This window comes from Rhabdothermincola salaria (assembly GCF_021246445.1).
GTDB lineage: Bacteria > Actinomycetota > Acidimicrobiia > Acidimicrobiales > Acidimicrobilacustridaceae > Rhabdothermincola_A > Rhabdothermincola_A salaria.
On record NZ_JAJQXW010000002.1, the window covers coordinates 847,562 to 868,060 of the forward strand.

Genomic DNA, 20,499 nt, shown 5'->3' on the forward strand with positions numbered 1-20,499 from the left:
CTGTTGGGCATGCGCAACCGGTTGTCCGTGCTCGTGAGCTGGTTCTGGAACTACCTCACGTGGGACCGGGGACCCCGGCTGATCCTGCGGCCCGAGACGTTGCCCCACAGCCTGCGGGTCGAGTCCGACGCCGTGGGCGTGTCGCCCGCCGACGAGGGCGACGTCAAGCCCGACCCATCGCCCGGGTGACGGCGATCTCGATCACCACCCGGTCGTCGCGCTGCTTGGGCGGGCGGTAGCGCTCGGTGTAGCGGCGTACGCCCTCGGCCACCGCGTCGGGGTCGGCGGTGACCGTGGCGATGCCTTCGATCGTGAGCCAGCGCCCGCCGTCCACCTGGCACACGGCTGCGGCCACCGACCCCTGGCGGACGACGTTGCGGGCCTTGTGGCTGTCGGCCCAGGTGATCACTCGCACCAGGGACGCGTCGGGGTCCCAGGTGAAGCCCACGGCCACCACATGAGGGGTGCCGTCGGGGCGGATGGTGGTGAGGGTGGCGAGGTGGCGTTCGGTGAGGAACGCGGTGACCTCGGCGGGGAAGGCGGAGGGGTCGAGGGCCATGGGTCGCTCCTGGCGGGATGGGGGGGCGTGTGGTGCGGTCGGGTCACTCCGTGGCGATGGCGGTGAGCACGTCGAGGCGGGCCGCCCGGGACGCGGGGTAGAGCGCGGCGCCCACCCCGGCCAAAGCCGCGATGGCGACCATGATCGCCAGTTGGCCGACGGGGATGGTGAAGACGGTGATGCCGTCGTCGGCGAGGGCCCGCACCAGGGCCCAGCCGAAGACGAGCCCGATGCCGAGGCCGGTGAACGTGCCGATGAGGCTGATGATCACCGACTCCCAGCGGACGCTGGCGCGCACCTGGCGGCGGCTCATGCCGACGGCTCGCAGCAGGCCCAGCTCGCGGGTGCGCTCGTACACCGACAACAGCAGCGTGTTGACCACCCCGACCACCGCGATGATGAGGGCCAGCGCCAAGAGCACGTACACGATCAAGAGGAACTGGTCGGCCTGGTCGGTCTGGGTCTGCTTGAACTCCGTGAGGTCCTGCACCTCGGCCCCGGTGACGGGGTCGACGACCGCCTCGAGGTCGGGACGGGCCGCGGCGATGCCCTCGGAGCTCGGGTCCTCGAGGGCCACGTACACGGCCTGGTCGGTCTGTTGCTGGGGCGGGAAAAGCGACTCGTAGAGGTCCTGGGTGATCAGCCAGCCGGCGCCCTGAAGGTCGAAGCGGGTCTCGTAGACGGCCTGCACCTCGAGGGTGGTCTCGCCTCCCAGCAGGAACGAGGCCGGCAGGGTGGAACCCACGGTGAGGCCTCGTTCGTCGGCCTGGCCGGCGCTGATGGCCACGCCGTTGCCCTCGAGGTCCACCAGGCGGCCTTCGACGTCGGTGAAGTCGATGACCTGCACCAGGTCGGCCGGATCGACGGCCAGCACGACCTGGGCGTCGCCGTCGATCGTGCCGAACCCGGCCCGGAACCCGGCGGCCACCTCCACCTCGGGCAGGGCCCGTAGGTCGTCGGCGACCGACACGGGCAGGGCGGTGGGCCCGAACCCCTCGGTGGTGACCACGTACTGGCCCCGGACCGAGGCGTCGATGGCGTCGGTGGTGGAGGCCTTGAGCGAGTCGGCGATCACGGCGATGAACACGACGAGGCCGACGCCGATCATCAGCGCCGACGCGGTGCTGGCGGTGCGCCGGGGGCTGCGCACGGCGTTCTCGCGGGCGAGCCGCCCGGTGACCCCCCGCAGCCGGGGGAGGGGCCACCCGATGAACCGTGAGAGAGGGGGCGCGGTGACCGGACCGAGCACGGCGAAGCCCACGAACACGGCCGCGGCTCCGGCTCCGAGGACCTGGAGGTCGTCGTCGAGCCCGGCGGTGAGCCCGGCGTAGAGCAGCGCACTGCCGAGCACGACCACGGCCAGGCCGGCCAGCAGGCGGATGCGGGAGGCGGAGCTGGTGTCGACCGCCACGTCGCGCATGGCGGCCACCGGGGGGACCGTGGCCGCCTTGCGGGCGGGGAAGATGGCCGAGACCAAGGTGATGCCCGTGCCGACCAGCAACGACGACACCACGGCCGTGGCGGGCACGATGATCGGCGTCTCCGGGCCGGCGAAGCCGATGGAGCGCAGCAGCTCGTTGAGGCCGATGGCGAGCAGGATGCCCAGGCCCACGCCGACGGCCGAGGCGCCGAACCCGACCACGAGGGCCTCGAGGAGCACGGATCGCAGGACCTGGCCGCGGCTGGCCCCGATGGCGCGCACCAGGGCCAGCTCCCGGGTGCGCTGGGCCACGATGATCGAGAAGGTGTTGTAGATGATGAACGAGCCGACGAACAGGGCGATCAGGGCGAAGGTCAACAAGAAGGTGTTGAAGATCGAGATCAGCTGCTGGAAGGCGCTCTGGCTCTCCTCGGTGAACTCCTCGCCGGTGATGGCCTGCGTCTCCGGGGGCAGCACGGCCGCCACCCGGTCGGTGAGCTCCTGTTGGCCCACGCCGTCGGCTCCGGCCACCGAGATCCAGTCGAACTGCCCGGGCTCCTGCACGATGTCCTGGACGGTGGCGGTGTCGAAGAGGGCGGCCTGCACGCCGCCCCAGGTGTCGACCTCCCCGAAGCGGGCGACGCCCACGACCTCGAACGACCGGATGCCCTGCTGGAGCGAGACGTCGACCCGGTCGCCGACGGCGAAGTCGCCGTCGGCTGCCGTCTTGGCGTCGAGCACCACCTGGTCGGGGCCCTGTGGGGGAGCACCCTCGACCGTCCACCCGTTGAGCGCGGGTGACGTCAGCCAGTTGAGGGCGAAGTTGGGGGGTCCGTTGGCCGACACCAACGGCTCCCCGGTGCGGTCGAGCACCCTGATCTGGCCGATGACCTGGCCCTCGGCCGCCTCGACCCCCTCGACCGCCTGGACGGCGGGCAGCAGCGACTCGTCGATCTTGGCCCGTTCGGCGCCGAACGGCGTGTCGATCTCGGTGGTCGAGCGCACCACGGTGTCGATGCGGGCGTAGACGTCGGCGAAGACCTTGTCGAAGCTGGCGCTGACGCTGCCGGTGAGCACCTGGGTGCCGCTCATGAAGGCCACGCCCAGCAGCACGGAGACGGCGGTGGCGACCAGGCGGACCTTGTGGGCTCGTAGACCCCGCAGGGTCAGCCGGAGCATCAGGCGTCGGGGGAGAGATCTTCTCCGAGGGTGCGCATCCGCTCGAGGACGTCGTCCGCGGTGGGGTCGGTGAGGTCGCCGACGACCTTGCCGTCGGCGAGGAAGACCACGCGATCGGCGTAGGCGGCGGCGACCGGGTCGTGGGTGACCATCACGATGGACTGGCCGAAGTCGTCGACCGCGGCGCGCATGAAGTGCAGGATCTCGCTGCCGCTCTTGGAGTCGAGGTTGCCGGTCGGTTCGTCGGCGAAGATGATCTTGGGCTGGCTGGCGAGAGCCCGGGCGACGGCGACGCGCTGCTGCTGGCCGCCGGAGAGCTCGCTCGGCCGGTGACCGAGACGGTCGCCGAGGTCGACGGCCTTGATGACCGTGTCGTACCAGGGGCGGTCGACCTTGCGGCCGGCCAGGTCCATCGGGAGGGTGATGTTCTCGGCTGCGGTGAGGGTGGGCACGAGGTTGAACGCCTGGAACACGAACCCGATGGTGTCGCGACGAAGCGTCGTGAGCTGCTTCTCGTTGAGTCGGCTCAGGTCCACGTCACCGATGAACACCTGGCCGTCGGTGAGGGTGTCGAGGCCGGCGATGCAGTGCATCAGCGTGGACTTGCCCGAACCAGAAGGGCCCATGATGGCGGTGAAGCGGCCTCGCTCGAAGTCGACGGTGATGTCGTCGAGGGCCCGCACCTCGGTCTCGCCGGATCCGTAGATCTTGGAGGCGTGCACGGTGCGGGCGGCCGCCGACGGGTTCGGCGCGGGAGGCGGGGGGGCGGAGGTGTCGGTGACGGTCACGATCGAGAGCCTAAGGGGGAAACGGCGCCGGAGGGGATCGAGAATCGTCGGGGTCGAGTCGCTCCGGGCGCGCCACGGGGACGACCGGCGGGTCGCCCCCGTGACGAGGTGGAGGTGGTGCCGGCCGCACGGGCCGGCGGGTGTCACTTGTTGGGCTGGGGCGTGATGCGCAGGTAGGGCTTGAGCGTGGTGAACCCCTTCGGGAAGCGCTCGCCTGCTTCCTCGTCGGAGAGCGCCGGGGCCACGATCACGTCGTCACCGTCGGTCCAGTTGGCGGGCGTGGCCACCTTGTAGCCGTCGGTCAGCTGCAGCGAGTCGATGACGCGGAGCAGCTCGTCGAAGTTGCGCCCGGTGCTGGCCGGATAGGTGAGGATGAGGCGGACCTTGTGCGCCGGGTCGATGACGAACACCGAGCGCACCGTGAGGGTGTCGTTGGCATTGGGGTGGATCATGTCGTAGAGGTCCGAGACCTTGCGGTGGGCGTCGGCGATCATCGGGAAGTTCACCGCCTGACCCTGGGTCTCGGCGATGTCGCCCTCCCACTTCTCGTGGGAGTCGAGGGGGTCGACCGACAGGCCGATGACCTTCACCTGGCGCTTGTCGAACTCTGGCTTGAGCTTGGCCACCGTGCCCAGCTCGGTGGTGCAGACCGGGGTGAAGTCCTTCGGGTGGGAGAACAGCACGGCCCAGCTGTCGCCCTTCCAATCGTGGAAGGTGATGGATCCCTGGGTGGTGTCAGCCGTGAAGTTGGGGGCGGTGTCGCCGAGGCGAATGGCCATGTCCGTCGTCTCCGAGGTCTCGTGGCGGTGGGTCGCCTCACTCTACGGATGCGTCGGACCGAAAGGCGACCTAACAGGTCGGAATTGTGTCCGCCGGACGGTCGTCGAGCAGCCACCCGGCGATGGCCGCCCCGATGGCCAGCGATGCCGTGGCCGCCGGTGAGGGCGCGTTCACCACGTGCAGGACCGGCCCCGAGCGGGCGAAGGCGAAGTCGTCGACGAGGGTTCCGTCGGCCGCCACGGCCTGGGCCCGCACGCCGGCGCCGGCCGGCACCAGGTCGTCGGGGCGCACTTCCGGGACCAGCCGCTGCAGGGCGGCCACGAAGCGTCGTCGGTCGAGGGAGCGCACGATCTCACCCGCCCCCGTTCGCCAGTACCGGCGGGCGAGGCGCCACGTCGAGCGTCGGGCGGCGAAGCGGGCGGTGTCGCCGGCCCGCACCGTGCCCCACCCGTAGGCGTCGCGGCCCAGCGCCGGCACCGCGTTGGGCCCGGCGTGCACCGTGCCGTCGATGCCCCGGGTGAAGTGCACGCCGAGGAACGGGAAGCGGGGGTCGGGCACCGGGTAGACGAGGTGGTTCACGAGGTGGGCGGCCTCGGGGCGCAGCTCCAGGTACTCCCCCCGGAAGGGCAGGATGCGCACGGGCGGGACCAGGCCCGAACGGCGGGCCACGACGTCGGACCACGCTCCGGCACAGGTGACGACGCGCTCGGCCCACCAGCGCCCCTGGTCGGTGTCCACGGCGACGCCGAGACGGGTGTCGACCAGGTCCTGCACCCCCACGCCCAGGCGGACCTCGCCGCCGTGGTCCTCGATCTCGCGCCGCAGCCCCTCGCACACGCCCGGGAAGTCGACCACCCCGGTGGCGGGCACGTGCAGCGCGGCCAGGCCCCGTGCGTGGGGCTCGAGGTCGGCGAGCCCCGCCGGGCCCAGCTCGTGCACGACGAGGCCGTTGGCCCGGGCCCGTTCGGCCAGGGCGGCCAGGCGCGGCACCTCGTCGGGTTCGGTGGCCACCACCACCTCGCCACAGCGCTCGAGGGCGACCCCGTGCTCCGCGCACCAGTCGACGAGAGCGGCTTGGCCCTGCGCGCACAACCGGGCCTTGTGCGACCCGGGGCGGTAGGTCACCGGCGAGTGCAGCACTCCTGAGTTGTGGCCCGACTGGTGGGCCGCCACACGCGCCTCGCGCTCGAGCACCACGACCGGCCACCCGGGCCGGGCTCGTTGCAGGGCGCGGGCGGTGGCCAGGCCGACGATGCCGGCGCCGACGACGACGGCACCGACGTGGGTGTCGTGGCCGCTCAGGCCCCGGTCCCGTGGTCGGCGTAGCGCTTGCGCGAGGCCTCGATCTCGGTCCAGGCGGCGGCCTTGTTCTCCCAGGTGCCGGTGACCGAGAACTTCTCGGGCTCGAGCATCTTGTAGATGTCGAAGAAGTGCTTGATCTCCGAGAGGATCTCGGCGGGCAGGTCACCGATGTCGTCGATGTCCTTCCACCGGGGTTCGTTGGGCTCGACGCAGATGATCTTGGCGTCGGGTCCGGCTTCGTCCTCCATCCACATCATCCCCACCGGCTTGCAGAGGATGTAGCAGCCGGGGAAGGTCGGGTCCTCGGTGAGGACGAGCACGTCGAGGGGGTCGCCGTCCTCGGAGAGGGTCTCGGGGATGAAGCCGTACTCGGTGGGGTAGGCGGTGGCGGCGAACAGACGGCGATCGAGGCGGATTCGACCGGTGTGGTGATCGACCTCGTACTTGTTGCGACTACCGCGGGGGATCTCGATCAGCACGTCGATGGTGTTCTCCATGTCCGCCATTGTGACCCCACGCGCACCGCGTCTTCGAATGCACGAGGCCTTTCGTGACGAGGGTCACGCGCCCGCCGTGCCCCGGACTCGGGACCCGCGGCTCGGACCTCCATCGCGGCGTTCCCCCGTCGGTGTGCTTCACTCCAGAGCGTGACGACCCGCAAGCTCTCCACCACCGACGCCTTCGTGGTCCTCGACCTCGACGACGACGTGCCCGCCGTGGGCATCGTGCGCAGCGCCCCCAAGGTGCTGGTCGACGGAGCCAGTTGGCTGGCCCGGGCGCAGACCTACCAGTTCGCCTCGTTCGGTCGCCGCCTCCGGGGTGCCTCGGCCGCGGTCAACGCCGCCCCCGACCTGCGCGACGACGCCGTGGCGGCCTTCATCGACGAGCTGGCCCCCGACCTCGACGCAGGCACGCTGCTCCTCGAGCCGGCCAAGGGCCTGAGCGCCGAGCACGCGGCCGCCCTGCGGGCGCACGATCCCCGTCCGGCGTCGTGGTGGGACCAGCGCGACGAGCTGCGGGCCGATGGCGTGGCGGCCGCGGTGGGCACGGCGGTGCCGGCCGAGGGCTGCCGCGTGGCCATCGAGGGGTTCGACGCCGCCGGGCCGGCCCTGGTCCGGGCCCTGACCGCCAGAGGAGCCGTCGTCGTGGCGGTGGCCACTCCCTCGGGCACCAAGGAGGTCCCCGAAGGCATCTCCGCGGAGGCGGCCGCCGAGGCGTGGGCCGCCCACGGGCCCGGCCTCGTCACCGAGCTCGGGGGTGACGCCTCCCCGCCCGGCAGCGTGTTCGCCGCCGACGCCGACGTCGTGGTGGCCGGCTCCAAGGTGGGCGTGATCGACCACGAGGTGGCGGCATCGGTTCGGGCCCGGGCCATCGTGCCGGGTGGGGCGCTGCCGGTCACCGCCAAGGCCCTGGCCGTCTTGCGGCGAGCCGGCGTGGTCGTGCTCCCCGACTTCGTCACCACCGCGGGCGCCCTGTTCGCCTGGCCCGTCGACGGTGGCGAGATCACCGTCGACGAGGCCCGCGCCGCCGCCACCACCGCCATCGTCGAGGTGCTCGCCGAGGTGGCCGATCACCCGTCCGGTCCGCTCCTCGGCGCCTGCGAACGGGCCGAGGCCTTCCTCACGACGTGGGCGGCGGACCTTCCCTTCGGGCGCCCGCTGGGGTAGGGGCCGACGACCGGTGGGGGCCACGGGGACACGATGGGGAACCGGGCGGGCCTCGGTGACGTCGAACTCCACATGACGGCTCCCGCCCACCCGTCGCGGCGCCGGCTGCGTCCCGTGGTCCTGGCGTTGCTCCTACCGGTCGTGGCGTCGGGGCTCGTGGTCGCGTCGGCGACCCCGGCGATGGCGTGCAGCTGCGTGCCGCTCACCGACGAGGACGCCTTGGAGCGTGCCGATGTGGTGTTCACCGGGAACTGGGTCGCCACCGAGACCGGGCTGCCGTACCCGTTCGGTGACTCCGACGAAGGTGTCCGCCTCATCTTCGAGGTCGACGCCGTCTATGCGGGGGAGGCCCACGAGCGCCAGAGCGTCGTCACCGAGCGCGAGTCGGCCACCTGCGGGCTCGACCCCGATGGACCGGGCCCGTTCCTCGTCTTCGCTCGCCGTGGGGCCGGGCCTCACGATCCCGCCGCCGAGGAGGGGGAGGTCGTGGCCGATTCGTGCTCCGGCACGAGACGGCTCGCCGTCGGGCCCGTTCCCGCTGCGCTCGGCCCGCCGACCGAACCGTTGGAGGGCTCGTCGCCGGTGGGCGGTGGCCGACCGGGCGACGTGCTCCTCTGGGGTGGTGTGGGGGCGATGGTCGTCCTCGTGGCGGTCACCGTCGTGAGGGCGCGGCGTCGCCTCTCCGAGGAGGGCGACGCGGCGACGTGATCCCCGACCCGGCTGGCGCGGCGGGGCGTCCCTACGATCGCCGCCATGGCCGATGACCTGGCGGTGGTGTGGTTCCGGCGCGACCTGCGCCTGGAGGACAACCCGGCGTGGGCGGCGGCCACGGCCGCCCACGACTCGGTGCTGGCCCTCTACGTGCTCGACCCGGTGCTGCTCGACGCCGCCGGCGCCCACCGCCGAGACCGCTTCCTCCACGATCTCGGCGCCCTCGACCACACCCTGCGCGACGCCGGCGGCTCGCTGCGGGTGGTGCACGGGGCCGCGGCCGAGGTGGTGCCCGCCGAAGTCGCCGAGCTCGGCGCCGTCGCGGTGTACGCCAACGCGGACGTGACCCCCTACGCCACGGCGCGCGACGAGGTCGCGGACCGGGCCCTGGCCGAGATCGAGGTCGACGTCCACTGGTCATGGGGCACGCTCGTGCACCCGCCCGGTGCGGTGCTCACCAACGCCGGTGACGTCTCGCAGGTGTTCACCCCGTTCCACCGGACGTGGTCGGCCACAGCGCTCGACCCGTGGCCGGAGCCGGGCGACGCCGAGGTGCTGGATCGACCCGCGGACGGCCTCCCGGCACCGAGCGCGGACTACCCGCTCGTGGGCGGGGAGGAGGAGGCCGCCGCCGAACCCGGCGAGCGGGGAGCGGCGGCCCGGCTGGCGTGGTTCCTCGAGCGGGTCGACGACTACCGCGAGACGAGGGACCGCCCGGGCGAGGTCGGCAGCTCGCAGCTCTCGGCCGACCTGCGCTTCGGCACGCTGTCGCCCCGACGACTGGTCGAGATCGTGGGTGACGCCACCGACGGCCGCAAGGCGTTCGTGCGCCAGGTGGCGTGGCGCGACTGGTACGCCCACACGCTCTGGCGCCGGCCCGACATGGTCACCGAGCCGCTGAAGGCGCAGTTCGCGGCCCTGCCGTGGCGCGACGATCCCGAGGGCGTCGACGCCTGGCGCCGGGGCCGCACGGGCATCCCCCTCGTCGACGCCGGCATGCGCCAGCTCGTCGCCACCGGGTGGGTGCACAACCGGGTCCGTCTGGTGGTCGGCTCGTTCCTCACCAAGAACCTGCTGGTCGACTGGCGCATCGGGGAGCGGTGGTTCCGCCACCACCTCATGGACGGCGACGTGGCCCAGAACGTCGGCAACTGGCAGTGGGTGGCCGGCACGGGCCCCGATGCCTCGCCCTTCCACCGGGTGTTCAACCCGGTGCTCCAGAGCCGCAAGTTCGACCCCGACGGCGCCTACCTGCGCCGGTGGCTGCCGGAGCTCGCCCAGCTGAGCGGCGAGGCCATCCACGCCCCCTGGGAGGCCGGGCCCCTCGAGCTGGCGGAGGCGGGCGTCGTGCTCGACGACACCTATCCGGCCCCGATCGTCGACCTGGGGGAGAGCCGCGAGCGGGCCCTGGGCGCCTACGAGGAGATCCGCCGGCGCTAGGGGACCTTCCGGGTCAGCTGGCGCGGGCGGCTTCCTGGACGGCGCGGCGGCTGATCGAGCGGGGGGCGTAGCCGGCGGCGGCCCGCTCCTCTTCGGTCTCACCGCCCCAGAACCCGTTCTCCCGGTTGAGGCGGGCCATCTCCCGGCACGGCATCAGCACGGGGCAGCCGTTGCACATCTTGCGGGCGGCAGCTTCACGCTTGACTCGACGTTCGGGGCGCTCGCCGGCCAGACCGAAGAACAGGGTGGTGCGTCCCTTGCACGCGGCGTCGTCCATCCACTCGGCACGTTCCACGACGATGGTCAACGTCTCCATGACGCCTCCGGGGGACATGGGCCCGATGGCCCAGATGAGGGGGTACGAGAGAGTCAACTCAATTTAGCGCTAATTAGTTCCGAACGGACTCGATTTCTCGATGCCCCGTGACGGACGTCGCACCAGGGGCCGCCGGAGCGGCGAGGGCGACACCGTTTCGTGGGCCCGTGGTCCTGGGAGGGCCCTCGCCGCCGACGGGGCCTCAGAGCCGAGCCAATAGTCTCCGGGCCGTGACCGTCTACCTGGTCGGGGCCGGCCCCGGCGACCCTGGCTTGCTCACCGTGCGCGGCGCCGAGGTGCTCGCTCTCGCCGACGTCGTCGTCTACGACCGCCTCTCGGTGTCGGCCCTGCTCGACCTGGCCCCGCCCGAGGCCGAGCGCATCAGCGTGGCCAAGTCCGCCGGGTCGGCCGTCATGTCCCAGTCCGAGATCGACGCCCTGCTCGTCGAGCGGGGACGCGCCGGGCAGACCGTCGTGCGGCTCAAGGGGGGCGACCCCTTCGTCTTCGCCCGGGGCGGCGAGGAAGCGGCGGCGCTGCGCGCCGCGGGCGTCGACTACGAGGTCGTCCCCGGCATCACCTCGGCCATCGCGGTGCCCGCCTACGCCGGGATCCCCGTCACCCTGCGGCACTCGTCGACCTCGTTCACCGTGGTCACCGGCCACGAGGACCCCGACAAGGGCGGCGAGCTCGACTGGGAGGCCATCGCCCGGGTGGGCGGCACCATCGTCATCCTCATGGGCGTGGGGCGGTGGCCCAAGATCGTCGAACGCCTCCTGGCCGGGGGCCTGGCCCCCACCACGCCGGCCGCCGCCGTGCGGTGGGGCACCCGTCCCGAGCAGCGCTCGGTGCGCGCCACCCTCGCCACGCTCGGCGACCACGAGCTGGCGGCCCCCAGCACCATCGTCGTGGGCGCCGTCGCGGCCGAGGACCTCGACTGGTTCGAGTCCCGCCCGCTCTTCGGGACCACCGTCCTCGTCACCCGCCCCCGCCACCAGGCCTCGTCGCTCGCCCGGCGCCTGCGCCACCTCGGCGCCGACGCCCTCGAGGTGCCCACCATCGAGATCGTCGATCCGTCCGACGAGGGCGCCGCCCTCCGCGACGCCGCCGGCCGGGTGCACGAGTACGAGTGGGTGGTGCTCACCTCGCCCAACGGGGCGGCCCGCTTCTGCGACGTGCTGCGCGACGGCCGCGACCTGGCCGGTGTGAAGCTGGCGGCCATCGGACCCGGTACGGCCGACGCCCTGGCCGCCCGCAACCTCGTCGCCGACCTCGTCCCCGAACGCTTCGTCGCCGAGTCGCTGCTCGAGGCCTTCCCCCTGCCCCCGTCGGGCGGGGGCAGGGTGCTGCTGGCCCGGGCGGCCGTGGCTCGCGACGTCCTGCCCGACGGCCTGGCGTCGCTCGGCTGGGACGTCGACGTGGTGGAGGCGTACCGCACCGTCCCCGCCGCGGTGAGCCCCGACCAGCGCGAGGCGGTGGCCCGAGCCGATGCCGTCACGTTCACCTCGTCCTCGACCGTCGACCGCTTCCTGGCGGCCTACGGCCCCGAGGCCGTGCCCCCGCTCGTGGCCTGCATCGGCCCGATCACCGCCGACACCGCCCGGCGCCACGGGCTGCGCATCGACGTGATCGCCGACGTGCACACCATCGACGGCCTCGTCGACGCCCTGGTGACCCACGTCGAGGCCGCTCGCCACCCCCACGACCACTCGGGGTCCGAGGGCTCGCGTCGCGCGAACCGCCCCGGTGGGCGCCGTTCGGGCCGTGCCTAGGCTGGCCCGGTGAGCTTCCCCCAACGACGCCTGCGGCGGCTGCGCCGCACTCCTGCGCTGCGCCGGCTGGTGGCCGAGACCCACGTGTCGGTCGACGACCTCATCGCCCCGCTGTTCGTCCGTGAGGGCATCGACGAGCCGGTGCCGATCGCGTCGCTGCCGGGCGTGGTCCAGCACACCCGCACCTCGCTGCGCGAGGAGGTGGCCGCGCTCGTCGACCTCGGCGTGCCCGCGGTTGTCCTCTTCGGCGTGCCCGCCGCCAAGGACGCCGAGGGGTCCGGCGCATGGGATCCCGACGGCATCGTGCAGGTGGCGCTGCGCGACCTGCGGGCCGATGTCGGCGACGACATCGTGCTCATGGCCGACCTCTGCGTCGACGAGTACACCGACCACGGCCACTGCGGCGTGCTCGACGCCGACGGCGCGGTCGACAACGACGCCACCCTCGAGCTCTACGAGCGGGCAGCGGTCGCCCAGGCCGAGGCCGGGGCCGACGTCGTCGCCCCGTCCGGGATGATGGACGGCCAGGTGTTCGCAATCCGCGACGCCCTCGACGAAGAGGGCTTCGACCAGACCAGCGTCCTCGCCTACGCGGCCAAGTACGCCTCGGCCCTCTACGGGCCGTTCCGCGACGCGGTCGACGTGTCCATCGCCGACGGCGGCGACCGCAAGGGCTACCAGCAGGACCCCCGCAACGTGCGCGAGTCGCTCGAGGAGATCCGCCTCGACCTCGCCGAGGGCGCCGACATGGTCATGGTGAAGCCCGCCCTCGCCTACCTCGACGTCCTCGCCCGGGCCCGGGCCGAGGTCGACGTGCCCCTCGCCGGCTACCACGTGTCGGGCGAGTACGCCATGGTCCACGCCGCCGCCGAGCGGGGCTGGCTCGACGGGCCCGCCGTGATGCTCGAGCACCTCACCGCCATCAAGCGCGCCGGGGCCGACATGATCCTCACCTACGCCGCCCACGACACCGCCATCGCACTGAAGGAGAGCTGATGGGCGACCCCATCGCCACCGGGACCACCAACGCCGAGCTGTTCGAACGAGCGCAGCGGGTCATCCCCGGCGGGGTCAACTCGCCGGTGCGGGCCTTCGGCAGCGTCGGCGGCACGCCGTACTTCGTGGCCCGGGGCGAGGGGGCCCAGGTCACCGACGTCGAGGGGCGCACCTACGTCGACCTGGTCCAGAGCTACGGGGCCGTCATCGCCGGCCACGCCCACCCCGCCGTCGTCGAGGCTCTGCGGACCGCCGCCGCGGAGGGCACGTCGTTCGGGGCGCCCACGCCGGGCGAGGTGCTGCTGGCCGAGGCCATCGCCGAGCGGGTCCCCTCGTGCGAACGGGTGCGCATGGTGAACAGCGGCACCGAGGCCACCATGAGCGCCATCCGGGTGGCCCGGGGCGCCACCGGCCGGCCCAAGCTGTGCAAGTTCGCCGGCAACTACCACGGCCACAGCGACGGCCTGCTCGTCTCGGGCGGCACGGCCATGGCCTCGCTGGGGCTGCCCGCCTCGGCAGGGGTCACCGACTCGGCGGTGGCCGACACCGTCGTGGCCCCCTACAACGTGGTGCCCACCCTCGACGAGACCTTCGCCGCCGTCATCGTCGAGCCGGTGGCCGCCAACATGGGCTTGGTGCCCCCGGCTCCCGGCTTCCTCGAGGGCCTGCGGGCCGAGTGCGACCGGGTGGGCGCCCTGTTGATCTTCGACGAGGTCATCACCGGCTTCCGCGTGGCCCGGGGCGGGGCCCAGCAGCGCTTCGGCGTGCGGCCCGACCTCACCGCGTTCGGCAAGATCATCGGTGGTGGTCTGCCCGTGGGTGCCTTCGGTGGCCGGGCCGACGTCATGGACAACCTGGCCCCCCTCGGGCCCGTGTACCAGGCGGGCACCCTGTCGGGGAACCCGCTGGCCACCGCCGCCGGCCTGGCCGTGCTCGACCTGCTCGACGACGACGCCTACGCCCTCATCGAATCCCGGGCGGAGCGTCTGGCCGCCGCCTTCGAGGCGGCCCTGGCCGCCGAGGGCGTCGCCGCGGTGGTGCCGCGGGTCGGCACCCTCCTCGGGCTGCACTTCGGTGCCGAACCGGCAACCGACTACACCACGGCCACGACGACCGACGAGGCCCGCTACGGGGCCTTCTTCCACGCCATGCTCGACCACGGCGTGGCCATGGCCCCCGGGGCCTACGAGGTCATGTTCCCGGGCCTGGCCCACACCGACGACGTCCTCGACGCCGTCGTGGCGGCCGTCCAGGTGGCCGCTCGAGCCGTCGCCGGCTGAGATCCACTCCATCGGGGCCGGAGGCCGGAGCCGCCGCCGTCGGCCGCCCGAGCCTTAGCCTCGGCGCCCATGAGCGCCTCCGAGCACGTGGCCCGAGCCAACGCCGCCGTGCGGCTCCGCCTCCCGTTCCACGACGACCAGGACTTCGTCGACGCTGGACGCGGCCTGGTGGCCCGCCTCGACGAACCGATCGTCACCGCCACCGACGGGCGGGTGGTGTGGGACCTCACCGCCTACGGCGACCTGTCGGGGGACGCCCCCGACACCGTCAACCCCAGCCTGTGGCGCCAGGCCCAGCTCGACGTGATGCACGGCCTGTTCGAGATCGCCCCCGGCTTCTACCAGGTGCGCGGTCTCGACCTGTCGAACATGACCATCGTCGAGGGCGACGAGGGCGTGATCGTCATCGACCCGCTGATCTCCAACGAGACGGCCGCCGCCGCCCTGGCCCTCTACCGCTCGGTGCGCGGCGACCGGCCCGTCACCGCCCTGCTCTACACCCACAGCCACGTCGACCACTTCGGCGGGGCCCGGGGCGTGCTGCCCGACGGTGAGCCGGGCGACATCCCCATCGTCGCCCCCGAGCACTTCCTCGACCACGCCATCAGCGAGAACCTCACCGTCGGGCCGGCCATGGCCCGCCGGGCGGCCTACATGTACGGCGCCGAGCTGGAGAAGGGCCCCACCGGGCAGATGACCTCCGGGCTCGGGCCCTACAACTCCACCGGCACCACCTCGCTGGTCCCGCCCACCGTCGACATCACCCACACCGGCCAGGAGCTGGTGCTCGACGGTGTGCGCCTGCGGTTCCAGATGACCCCGGGCACCGAGGCACCGGCGGAGATGAACTTCCACTTCCCGGACCACCGCATCCTCTGCATGGCCGAGAACGCCACCCACAACCTGCACAACGTGGTGACCCTGCGCGGTGCGCAGGTGCGAGACGCCCGGGCCTGGTCCCGGTTCCTCGACGAGTCCCTCGAGCTCTTCGGAGCCGACACCGACCTGCTGTTCGCCTCCCACCACTGGCCCACCTGGGGCACCGACCGGGCCGCCGACTTCCTCGCCGAGCAGCGCGACCTCTACGGCTACCTGCACGACCAGAGCGTGCGCATGCTGAACCAGGGCCTCACCGCCACCGAGATCGCCGAGGAGCTGGTGCTGCCGCCCAGCCTCGAGCAGCGCTGGCACACCCGCGGCTACTACGGGTCGCTCAGCCACAACGCCAAGGCCGTCTACCAGCGCTACATGGGGTGGTTCGACGCCAACCCGGCCCGCCTCTGGCCCCACCCGCCCACCGAGTCGGCCCCCCGCTACGTGGAGTACATGGGCGGCGCCGACGCCGTGCTGGAGCGGGCCCGGCAGGCCTTCGACGACGGCGACCTTCGGTGGGTGGCCGAGGTGGTGAACCACGTCGTGTTCGCCGACCCGTCGAACCGCGAGGCACGCGAGCTGCAGGCGACCGCCTTCGAGCAGCTGGCCTACGGCGCCGAGAACGCGGTGTGGCGCAACTTCTACCTGATGGGAGCCCGGGAGCTCCGCGAGGGGCCGGTGAAGCCGGAGGCCAAGCTCCCCCTCGACATGCTGAGCCGGCTCACCACGTCGCAGATCCTCGACACGGTCGCCGTGCGTATCGACGGCCCCCGGGCCTGGGACAGCGAGCTCTCGTTCAACCTGTCCATCGGCGAGGCAGGCGAGCGCCACGTCGTGCGCCTCCGCAACGGCGTTCTCACCCACGTGGCCGGCCGCCACGACCCCTCCGCTCAGGCAACCGTCGTGCTGGCCGACGGCCAGCTGCTCCCGGTGCTGCTCGGCCTGGTGCCGCTCACCGACCTGGTGGACGCCGGCACGGCCCGCGTCGACGGCGACATCACCGTCATCGACACCCTGCGCGCCCACCTGGTCGCCTTCGACCCGGCCTTCCCCATCGTCGAACCGTGACACTTTGCTTCGGTCGGCAAGCCTCCGTGACATCTTGCTCCGGTCGGCAGGCCTCCCTTCGCCGCCTTCGGCGAAACGCGTGGCCTGTCTGAGCCTCCTTGCTGCGCGGCGTCGGCTGTTCCATGCCGGCTGACGAGCGTCGTCAGGTGGGCGACGGGAGCGCCAGCGACCCGCCCACACCGCGTTCCGACGAGCTCGCGAGGAGGGCGCCATGGACACGGTTCCGGTGGGTGGCCCGCGCCATTGGTTCTGACGCGCGCACGGGAGCGAGTGCGGCTCGGCGACCGTCGCCTGCGATCGACGAAGGGTTCGGCGACCCACGCCCGAGCTCGACGAAGCCGCCGCTCTGAGCGACCGAGCACGTCAGGTTCTGGTGCGGGACAGGACCCGCCGGAGCCCCGAGGACCCGCACAGGCGCGAGCGCACGGCGCCAGCGACCCGCCCACACCGCGTCCCGACGAGTTCGCGAGGAGGGCGCCATGGATACGGCGCCAGGAAAACGGCGACGGCCCCCGCTCGGGCGGGGGCCGTCGAGGGACTGCGTCGGGCTAGGGCTCAGCCGTAGTTCGGTTCGATGGTGAGGAAGCCCTCCTCGTCGAAGAGCGCCTCGCCTTCCGGGGTCACCAGCTGGCCGGCATCGTCGACGATGGGGGCACCGTCGGGCCAGAAGCGCTGGTCGGCGTCGCCGATCTCCTCAGCCGGCACCTCTTCGCCGCCGAGCACCTCACGCTCGTAGCGCACCACGTTGAGGAGCTCCTCGGGGGTGAGCACGTCCTGGAAGGCCGGCATGGGGTTGCCGTTGTAGCTCAGGGTGGTGTGAGCCCCGCCGGCACGGTCGGGATCGCCGTACGGGGTGCCGGCCGGGCCGATGCCGTTGCTGCCCACCCAGACGAACTCGAGCATCTCGGAGATGTCGGGGAAGGTGGCGAGCAGCTCGCCGTCGGTGAAGGCCCGACCCACACCCCCACCGCCACCGCCGCCGTGGCAGCTGGCGCACTGGGCGGCGTAGATCTCGGCGCCCTGGTCGAGCGGGCCGGCCTCGCCGGTGTCGGCAGGGGAGAGCCCGCCCACGTAGATGATCGCCCACACCGGGAGGAAGGCCAGCACGGGCATGGCCCAGAACGGGATCTTCTTGCGGGTGAGCGCAGCCTGCACGTAGGGAGGTGGCGGCTCGGGCGGGGCCACCTCGGCCGGGGTGGCCGCCGCCGGCTTGGCGGCGGCGCTGGGTGCCGCCGGGGCCACGGCGGAACCGGGCGCCGGTTCGTCGGCAGGTGCTGCGGCTGCGGGGGCGGCGTCGCCGCCGCCTCCGCCATCGCCGCCACCACCGAGGCCGAGGGCGGCCCGGCGATCTTGGGAGCGTTTGAGCAGATGCTCGGGAACTTCGGTCACAGCTCCTCCGAGGACGGCGGTGAGAGTGGCGACCGGGCCGAGGGCCTGGTCCGGGCGTCACCATAAACGATCGACGAGACCTCACACCAAGTACGGGGCCTTCGGCGACGCGACGATCCACGCCACCCTCGGGCCGGCTGAGGCCCTCTCGCCGCGACAGGCCCGTGGACGCCGGCGCATTGCTCGGTCCCGGATGTGCTCTGCCTTCTGACTGGGTGGTAGACAGTCTCCGTCAGCCCGGCGACCACCGCCGCGCTGCCGAGTCGCTACCGTTTGTGATCAGGTTCACGAGGAGGTCCCACCCGGGTGGTTGCGTTCGTGAGTTCGTTGCTGCTCACCGCCCTGTTGGTGGCTGTGATCTTCCCCTACCGCGATCGGCGCCCCGTGGGCACGATGCTCACCTGGGGCGAGGCCATGGTCGCCGGCACCTACGTGTTCTTCGTCTTCTTCTGGGTCTACGGCGTGGTGCCCCACCTGTGGCTTACCTGGGCGGACAACGAGCTCGGTTGGCGTCCGGACAAGCTGTTGTTCGGCCCCGGTGAGATCCTCAAGCCCCAGGAGCTGGGCGGCTGGTTCCCGTTCACCCTCAACTACCTGGTCATCCGCGACATCGTCGCCGTGTTGATCTACGTGGCCTTCCTCGCCGGCAACATCTGGCTGTGGTCGGTCTGGCAGAACCGGGGCAAGAAGGCCGCCGAGGTCCCCGCCGTCGTCGAGTCCGAGTTCGGTCGTCCCCTCGTGAGGAAGTCCTAAGCCATGGCCAAGACCGACGCCAACCCGCCGCTGCCGGAGTTCCGCGACGACTACGTCCTGCAAGAAGTCGATGCGGCGTGGCTGTCCAAGGCGGTGAAGCCCAAGCAGTTCATCCACATCGACCAGTCCGAGTGCATCACCTGCGAGGGCTGCGTCGACATCTGCCCCTGGAAGTGCATCCACCTCGTCACCACCACCGCCATCGACGAGGCCCTGGGGACCGAGCTCCCGGGCGACGACCCCGGTGACCAGAGCGTGTTCGTCATCGACGACGACGTGTGCACCCGCTGTGCGCTCTGCGTCGATCGCTGCCCCACCGGCGTCATCATCCTCGGCAAGGTCGGCGACGCCCCCGCCGACGGCGACCCCCACCAGCGCACTCCCACGTACGGGTACGGCTACGGCATGCGCCTCGGCTGATCCCGCCCGAACGACACCCGACCCCCGACCACCCCTCGCCACGAGAGAGCAACGGAGCTAGAGCCTTGGCCAAGACCATGGAGCGCCCCGGCGACAAGAAGACACCAGGCCAGCGCCTGAGCGAGATCGTCGACAAGACGCAGGGCTCACAGGCCTGGAACTCGATCTTCCGGCCCGGATCGGTGTTCCGCAAGGGCTACACCGACAGCCCCCGGAACCGGTCCTACGTGATCATGAACAGCGTGCTGTACCACCTCCACCCGGTGAAGGTGAAGCGGCACGCGGTCAAGGTCAGCTACACCCTCTGCCTGGGTGGGCTGAGCTTCTTCCTGTTCATCCTGCTCACGGTGACGGGCATCTTCTTGATGTTCTTCTACCGACCAACGGCCGCCCAGGCCTGGACCGACATCTACACCCTGCAGACCTCGGTGACCTTCGGCCTGCTGGTGCGCAACATGCACCGGTGGGCGGCGCACCTCATGGTCATCTCGGTGTTCCTGCACATGGCCCGGGTCTTCTACCACGGCGCCTACAAGCCGCCCCGAGAGTTCAACTGGGTGATCGGCGTCATCCTGCTCACGCTCACCCTCCTGCTGTCGTTCACCGGCTACCTGCTGCCGTGGGACCAGCTGGCCCTGTGGGCGGTGACCGTGGGCACCAACATGATGGGGTACACCCCGGTCTTCGGTGACCAGGTGCGCTTCGTCCTCCTCGGCGGCAGAGAGATCGGCACCGACACCCTGTTGCGGTGGTACGTGCTGCACGTCTTGTTCGTTCCCTTCGTGACCGTCATCTTCCTCGCCATCCACTTCTGGAGGGTGCGCAAGGACGGCGGCATCTCCGGTCCCTTGTGATCGGAAAGGATCAGCGATGACCGAGATCCCCGAACACCTCCGCAAGCGGGCCGAAGCCGCCCGTGCCAAGGCCGCCGAGAAGGCGGCCGAGGGCGACGCGCCGGCCGAGGAGGCGCCCGCCGCCTCCGAGCCGCCCAGCGGCGAGGCCAGCAAGATCCCCGCGCACCTGCTCGAGCGGTCCAAGTCGGCCAAGGCCAAGAAGGCCGGCGGCGACGCCGCTGCGCCGGCCGCCGCGGCCCCGACGGGCGGCGGAGTCGCCACCGCGGTGGCCGACGCCGCGCCACCGCCGCTGGCCACCGGCCCCGCCGGCCACACCCAGCGGCTGCTCACCGTCGTCAAGGCCGGCTCCATCCAGGACGTCAAGTCCACGCCGGTCGACAAGGTCCACACCTGGCCCCACCTGCTGGCCATCGAGTTCGTGGCCGCCCTGGTCGTGTTGGCCTTCACGTTGATCTTCTCGATCTTCGTGAACGCCCCGCTGCTCACGCTGGCCAACCTGAACGAGACGCCGAACCCCTCCAAGGCGCCCTGGTACTTCCTGGGCCTCCAGGAGCTGTTGACCATGTTCCACCCGATGGTCGCCGGTGTGACCATCCCGGGCATGGGCATCTTCTTGCTGATCCTGGCGCCGTACATCGACAAGAACCCGTCCAACAAGCCCGAGGACCGCAAGTTCGCGGTGTCGATCTTCACGGTGCAGCTCATGTTCTGGGCGATCCTCGCCATCATCGGTTCGTTCTTCCGAGGTCCGGGGTTCAACTTCGTCGCCCCCTGGACCGCCGGCATGTTCTTCGAGCTGTGATCCCCGCCGTGCTGTGCCAAAGGCAGGAACTCTCATGAACCCTCTTGTGATCGTCATTCCCGTGGTGGTGGTGTTGGCTGCTGTGGTGGTGTTCGCGGCGTCGCGGCGTCGTGACAGCGGTGAGGCCATCGGT

The 20,499-nt window shown here is 71.9% G+C and carries 20 protein-coding genes; 12 read left to right on the plus strand and 8 right to left on the minus strand.

What is annotated here, in order from left to right; translation table 11 throughout:
* Positions 1 to 9 precede the first annotated feature (9 nt).
* Positions 10 to 189 (plus strand): hypothetical protein, encoded by a 180-nt coding sequence (locus tag LUW87_RS13185; protein ID WP_232671641.1) that lies wholly within the window; start codon positions 10 to 12, stop codon positions 187 to 189.
* On the opposite strand, the gene LUW87_RS13190 is transcribed toward LUW87_RS13185, so the two are convergent.
* The 6 genes from LUW87_RS13190 to LUW87_RS13215 all read right to left on the minus strand — a co-directional run bounded on the left by LUW87_RS13190 (position 164) and on the right by LUW87_RS13215 (position 6,525).
* Entirely contained in the window at positions 164 to 559 is a 396-nt protein-coding gene (locus LUW87_RS13190) for a pyridoxamine 5'-phosphate oxidase family protein (protein ID WP_232671642.1), read from the minus strand. The two genes, LUW87_RS13185 and LUW87_RS13190, sit on opposite strands and share 26 nt — an antisense overlap.
* Positions 560 to 602: 43 nt before the next feature.
* Positions 603 to 3,158: an ABC transporter permease gene (locus tag LUW87_RS13195; RefSeq protein ID WP_232671643.1), complete on the minus strand. Its 2,556-nt coding sequence runs from the start codon at positions 3,156 to 3,158 to the stop codon at positions 603 to 605.
* A complete protein-coding gene (locus LUW87_RS13200) occupies positions 3,158 to 3,946 on the minus strand; it encodes an ABC transporter ATP-binding protein (protein WP_232671644.1) in 789 nt (262 codons plus the stop codon). The genes LUW87_RS13195 and LUW87_RS13200 overlap by 1 nt, the downstream gene beginning before the upstream one ends.
* Positions 3,947 to 4,089: 143 nt before the next feature.
* On the minus strand, positions 4,090 to 4,725 hold the full coding sequence (locus tag LUW87_RS13205) for a peroxiredoxin (protein ID WP_232671645.1): 636 nt from the start codon (positions 4,723 to 4,725) through the stop codon (positions 4,090 to 4,092).
* A gap of 70 nt (positions 4,726 to 4,795) precedes the next feature.
* A complete protein-coding gene (lhgO, locus tag LUW87_RS13210; protein ID WP_430300539.1) occupies positions 4,796 to 6,082 on the minus strand; it encodes an L-2-hydroxyglutarate oxidase in 1,287 nt (428 codons plus the stop codon).
* A complete protein-coding gene (locus LUW87_RS13215; protein WP_232671646.1) occupies positions 6,025 to 6,525 on the minus strand; it encodes an inorganic diphosphatase in 501 nt (166 codons plus the stop codon). Before LUW87_RS13215 ends, lhgO begins: the two co-directional genes overlap by 58 nt.
* 150 nt (positions 6,526 to 6,675) lie before the next feature.
* Here LUW87_RS13215 and LUW87_RS19335 point away from each other — a divergent pair, with 150 nt between their 5' ends.
* The 3 genes from LUW87_RS19335 (at position 6,676) to LUW87_RS13230 (ending at position 9,846) form a co-directional block, all read left to right on the plus strand.
* A complete protein-coding gene (locus tag LUW87_RS19335; RefSeq protein WP_232671647.1) occupies positions 6,676 to 7,695 on the plus strand; it encodes a Rossmann-fold NAD(P)-binding domain-containing protein in 1,020 nt (339 codons plus the stop codon).
* Between the two features lie 72 nt (positions 7,696 to 7,767).
* Entirely contained in the window at positions 7,768 to 8,403 is a 636-nt protein-coding gene (locus LUW87_RS13225) for a hypothetical protein (protein WP_232671648.1), read from the plus strand.
* Positions 8,404 to 8,448: 45 nt separating this feature from the next.
* On the plus strand, positions 8,449 to 9,846 hold the full coding sequence (locus LUW87_RS13230; protein WP_232671649.1) for a cryptochrome/photolyase family protein: 1,398 nt from the start codon (positions 8,449 to 8,451) through the stop codon (positions 9,844 to 9,846).
* A gap of 13 nt (positions 9,847 to 9,859) precedes the next feature.
* On the opposite strand, the gene LUW87_RS13235 is transcribed toward LUW87_RS13230, so the two are convergent.
* Positions 9,860 to 10,219: a WhiB family transcriptional regulator gene (locus tag LUW87_RS13235; protein ID WP_232671650.1), complete on the minus strand. Its 360-nt coding sequence runs from the start codon at positions 10,217 to 10,219 to the stop codon at positions 9,860 to 9,862.
* A gap of 173 nt (positions 10,220 to 10,392) precedes the next feature.
* Here LUW87_RS13235 and cobA point away from each other — a divergent pair, with 173 nt between their 5' ends.
* The 4 genes from cobA (at position 10,393) to LUW87_RS13255 (ending at position 16,148) form a co-directional block, all read left to right on the plus strand.
* The gene (gene cobA, locus LUW87_RS13240; RefSeq protein ID WP_232671651.1) at positions 10,393 to 11,931 is read left to right on the plus strand and encodes a uroporphyrinogen-III C-methyltransferase; all 1,539 of its coding nucleotides are present in this window, start codon (positions 10,393 to 10,395) and stop codon (positions 11,929 to 11,931) included.
* 9 nt (positions 11,932 to 11,940) lie between these two features.
* Positions 11,941 to 12,927 (plus strand): porphobilinogen synthase, encoded by a 987-nt coding sequence (gene hemB, locus LUW87_RS13245; protein WP_232671652.1) that lies wholly within the window; start codon positions 11,941 to 11,943, stop codon positions 12,925 to 12,927.
* Positions 12,927 to 14,207, plus strand: a complete 1,281-nt coding sequence (gene hemL, locus LUW87_RS13250) for a glutamate-1-semialdehyde 2,1-aminomutase (RefSeq protein ID WP_232671653.1) — start codon at positions 12,927 to 12,929, stop codon at positions 14,205 to 14,207. The genes hemB and hemL overlap by 1 nt, the downstream gene beginning before the upstream one ends.
* A gap of 69 nt (positions 14,208 to 14,276) precedes the next feature.
* On the plus strand, positions 14,277 to 16,148 hold the full coding sequence (locus LUW87_RS13255) for an alkyl/aryl-sulfatase (protein WP_232671654.1): 1,872 nt from the start codon (positions 14,277 to 14,279) through the stop codon (positions 16,146 to 16,148).
* Between the two features lie 555 nt (positions 16,149 to 16,703).
* Here LUW87_RS13255 and LUW87_RS13260 read toward each other — a convergent pair.
* Positions 16,704 to 17,537 carry a c-type cytochrome gene (locus LUW87_RS13260; RefSeq protein WP_232671655.1) on the minus strand — a complete coding sequence of 278 codons (834 nt, stop codon included), beginning with the start codon at positions 17,535 to 17,537 and terminating at the stop codon, positions 16,704 to 16,706.
* Positions 17,538 to 17,855: 318 nt separating this feature from the next.
* Between LUW87_RS13260 and LUW87_RS13265 the strand changes: the two genes are divergently transcribed.
* From LUW87_RS13265 to LUW87_RS13280, 4 genes are all read left to right on the plus strand, one after another.
* Entirely contained in the window at positions 17,856 to 18,290 is a 435-nt protein-coding gene (locus tag LUW87_RS13265) for a hypothetical protein (protein WP_232671656.1), read from the plus strand.
* Between the two features lie 3 nt (positions 18,291 to 18,293).
* On the plus strand, positions 18,294 to 18,710 hold the full coding sequence (locus LUW87_RS13270) for a 4Fe-4S dicluster domain-containing protein (protein WP_232671657.1): 417 nt from the start codon (positions 18,294 to 18,296) through the stop codon (positions 18,708 to 18,710).
* A 65-nt stretch (positions 18,711 to 18,775) separates the two neighbouring features.
* Positions 18,776 to 19,564 (plus strand): selenite/tellurite reduction operon b-type cytochrome ExtP, encoded by a 789-nt coding sequence (extP, locus tag LUW87_RS13275; RefSeq protein ID WP_232671658.1) that lies wholly within the window; start codon positions 18,776 to 18,778, stop codon positions 19,562 to 19,564.
* 16 nt (positions 19,565 to 19,580) lie between these two features.
* Positions 19,581 to 20,366, plus strand: coding sequence for a cytochrome b family protein (locus LUW87_RS13280; RefSeq protein ID WP_232671659.1), 786 nt, complete (start codon positions 19,581 to 19,583; stop codon positions 20,364 to 20,366).
* Positions 20,367 to 20,499: the final 133 nt, after the last annotated feature.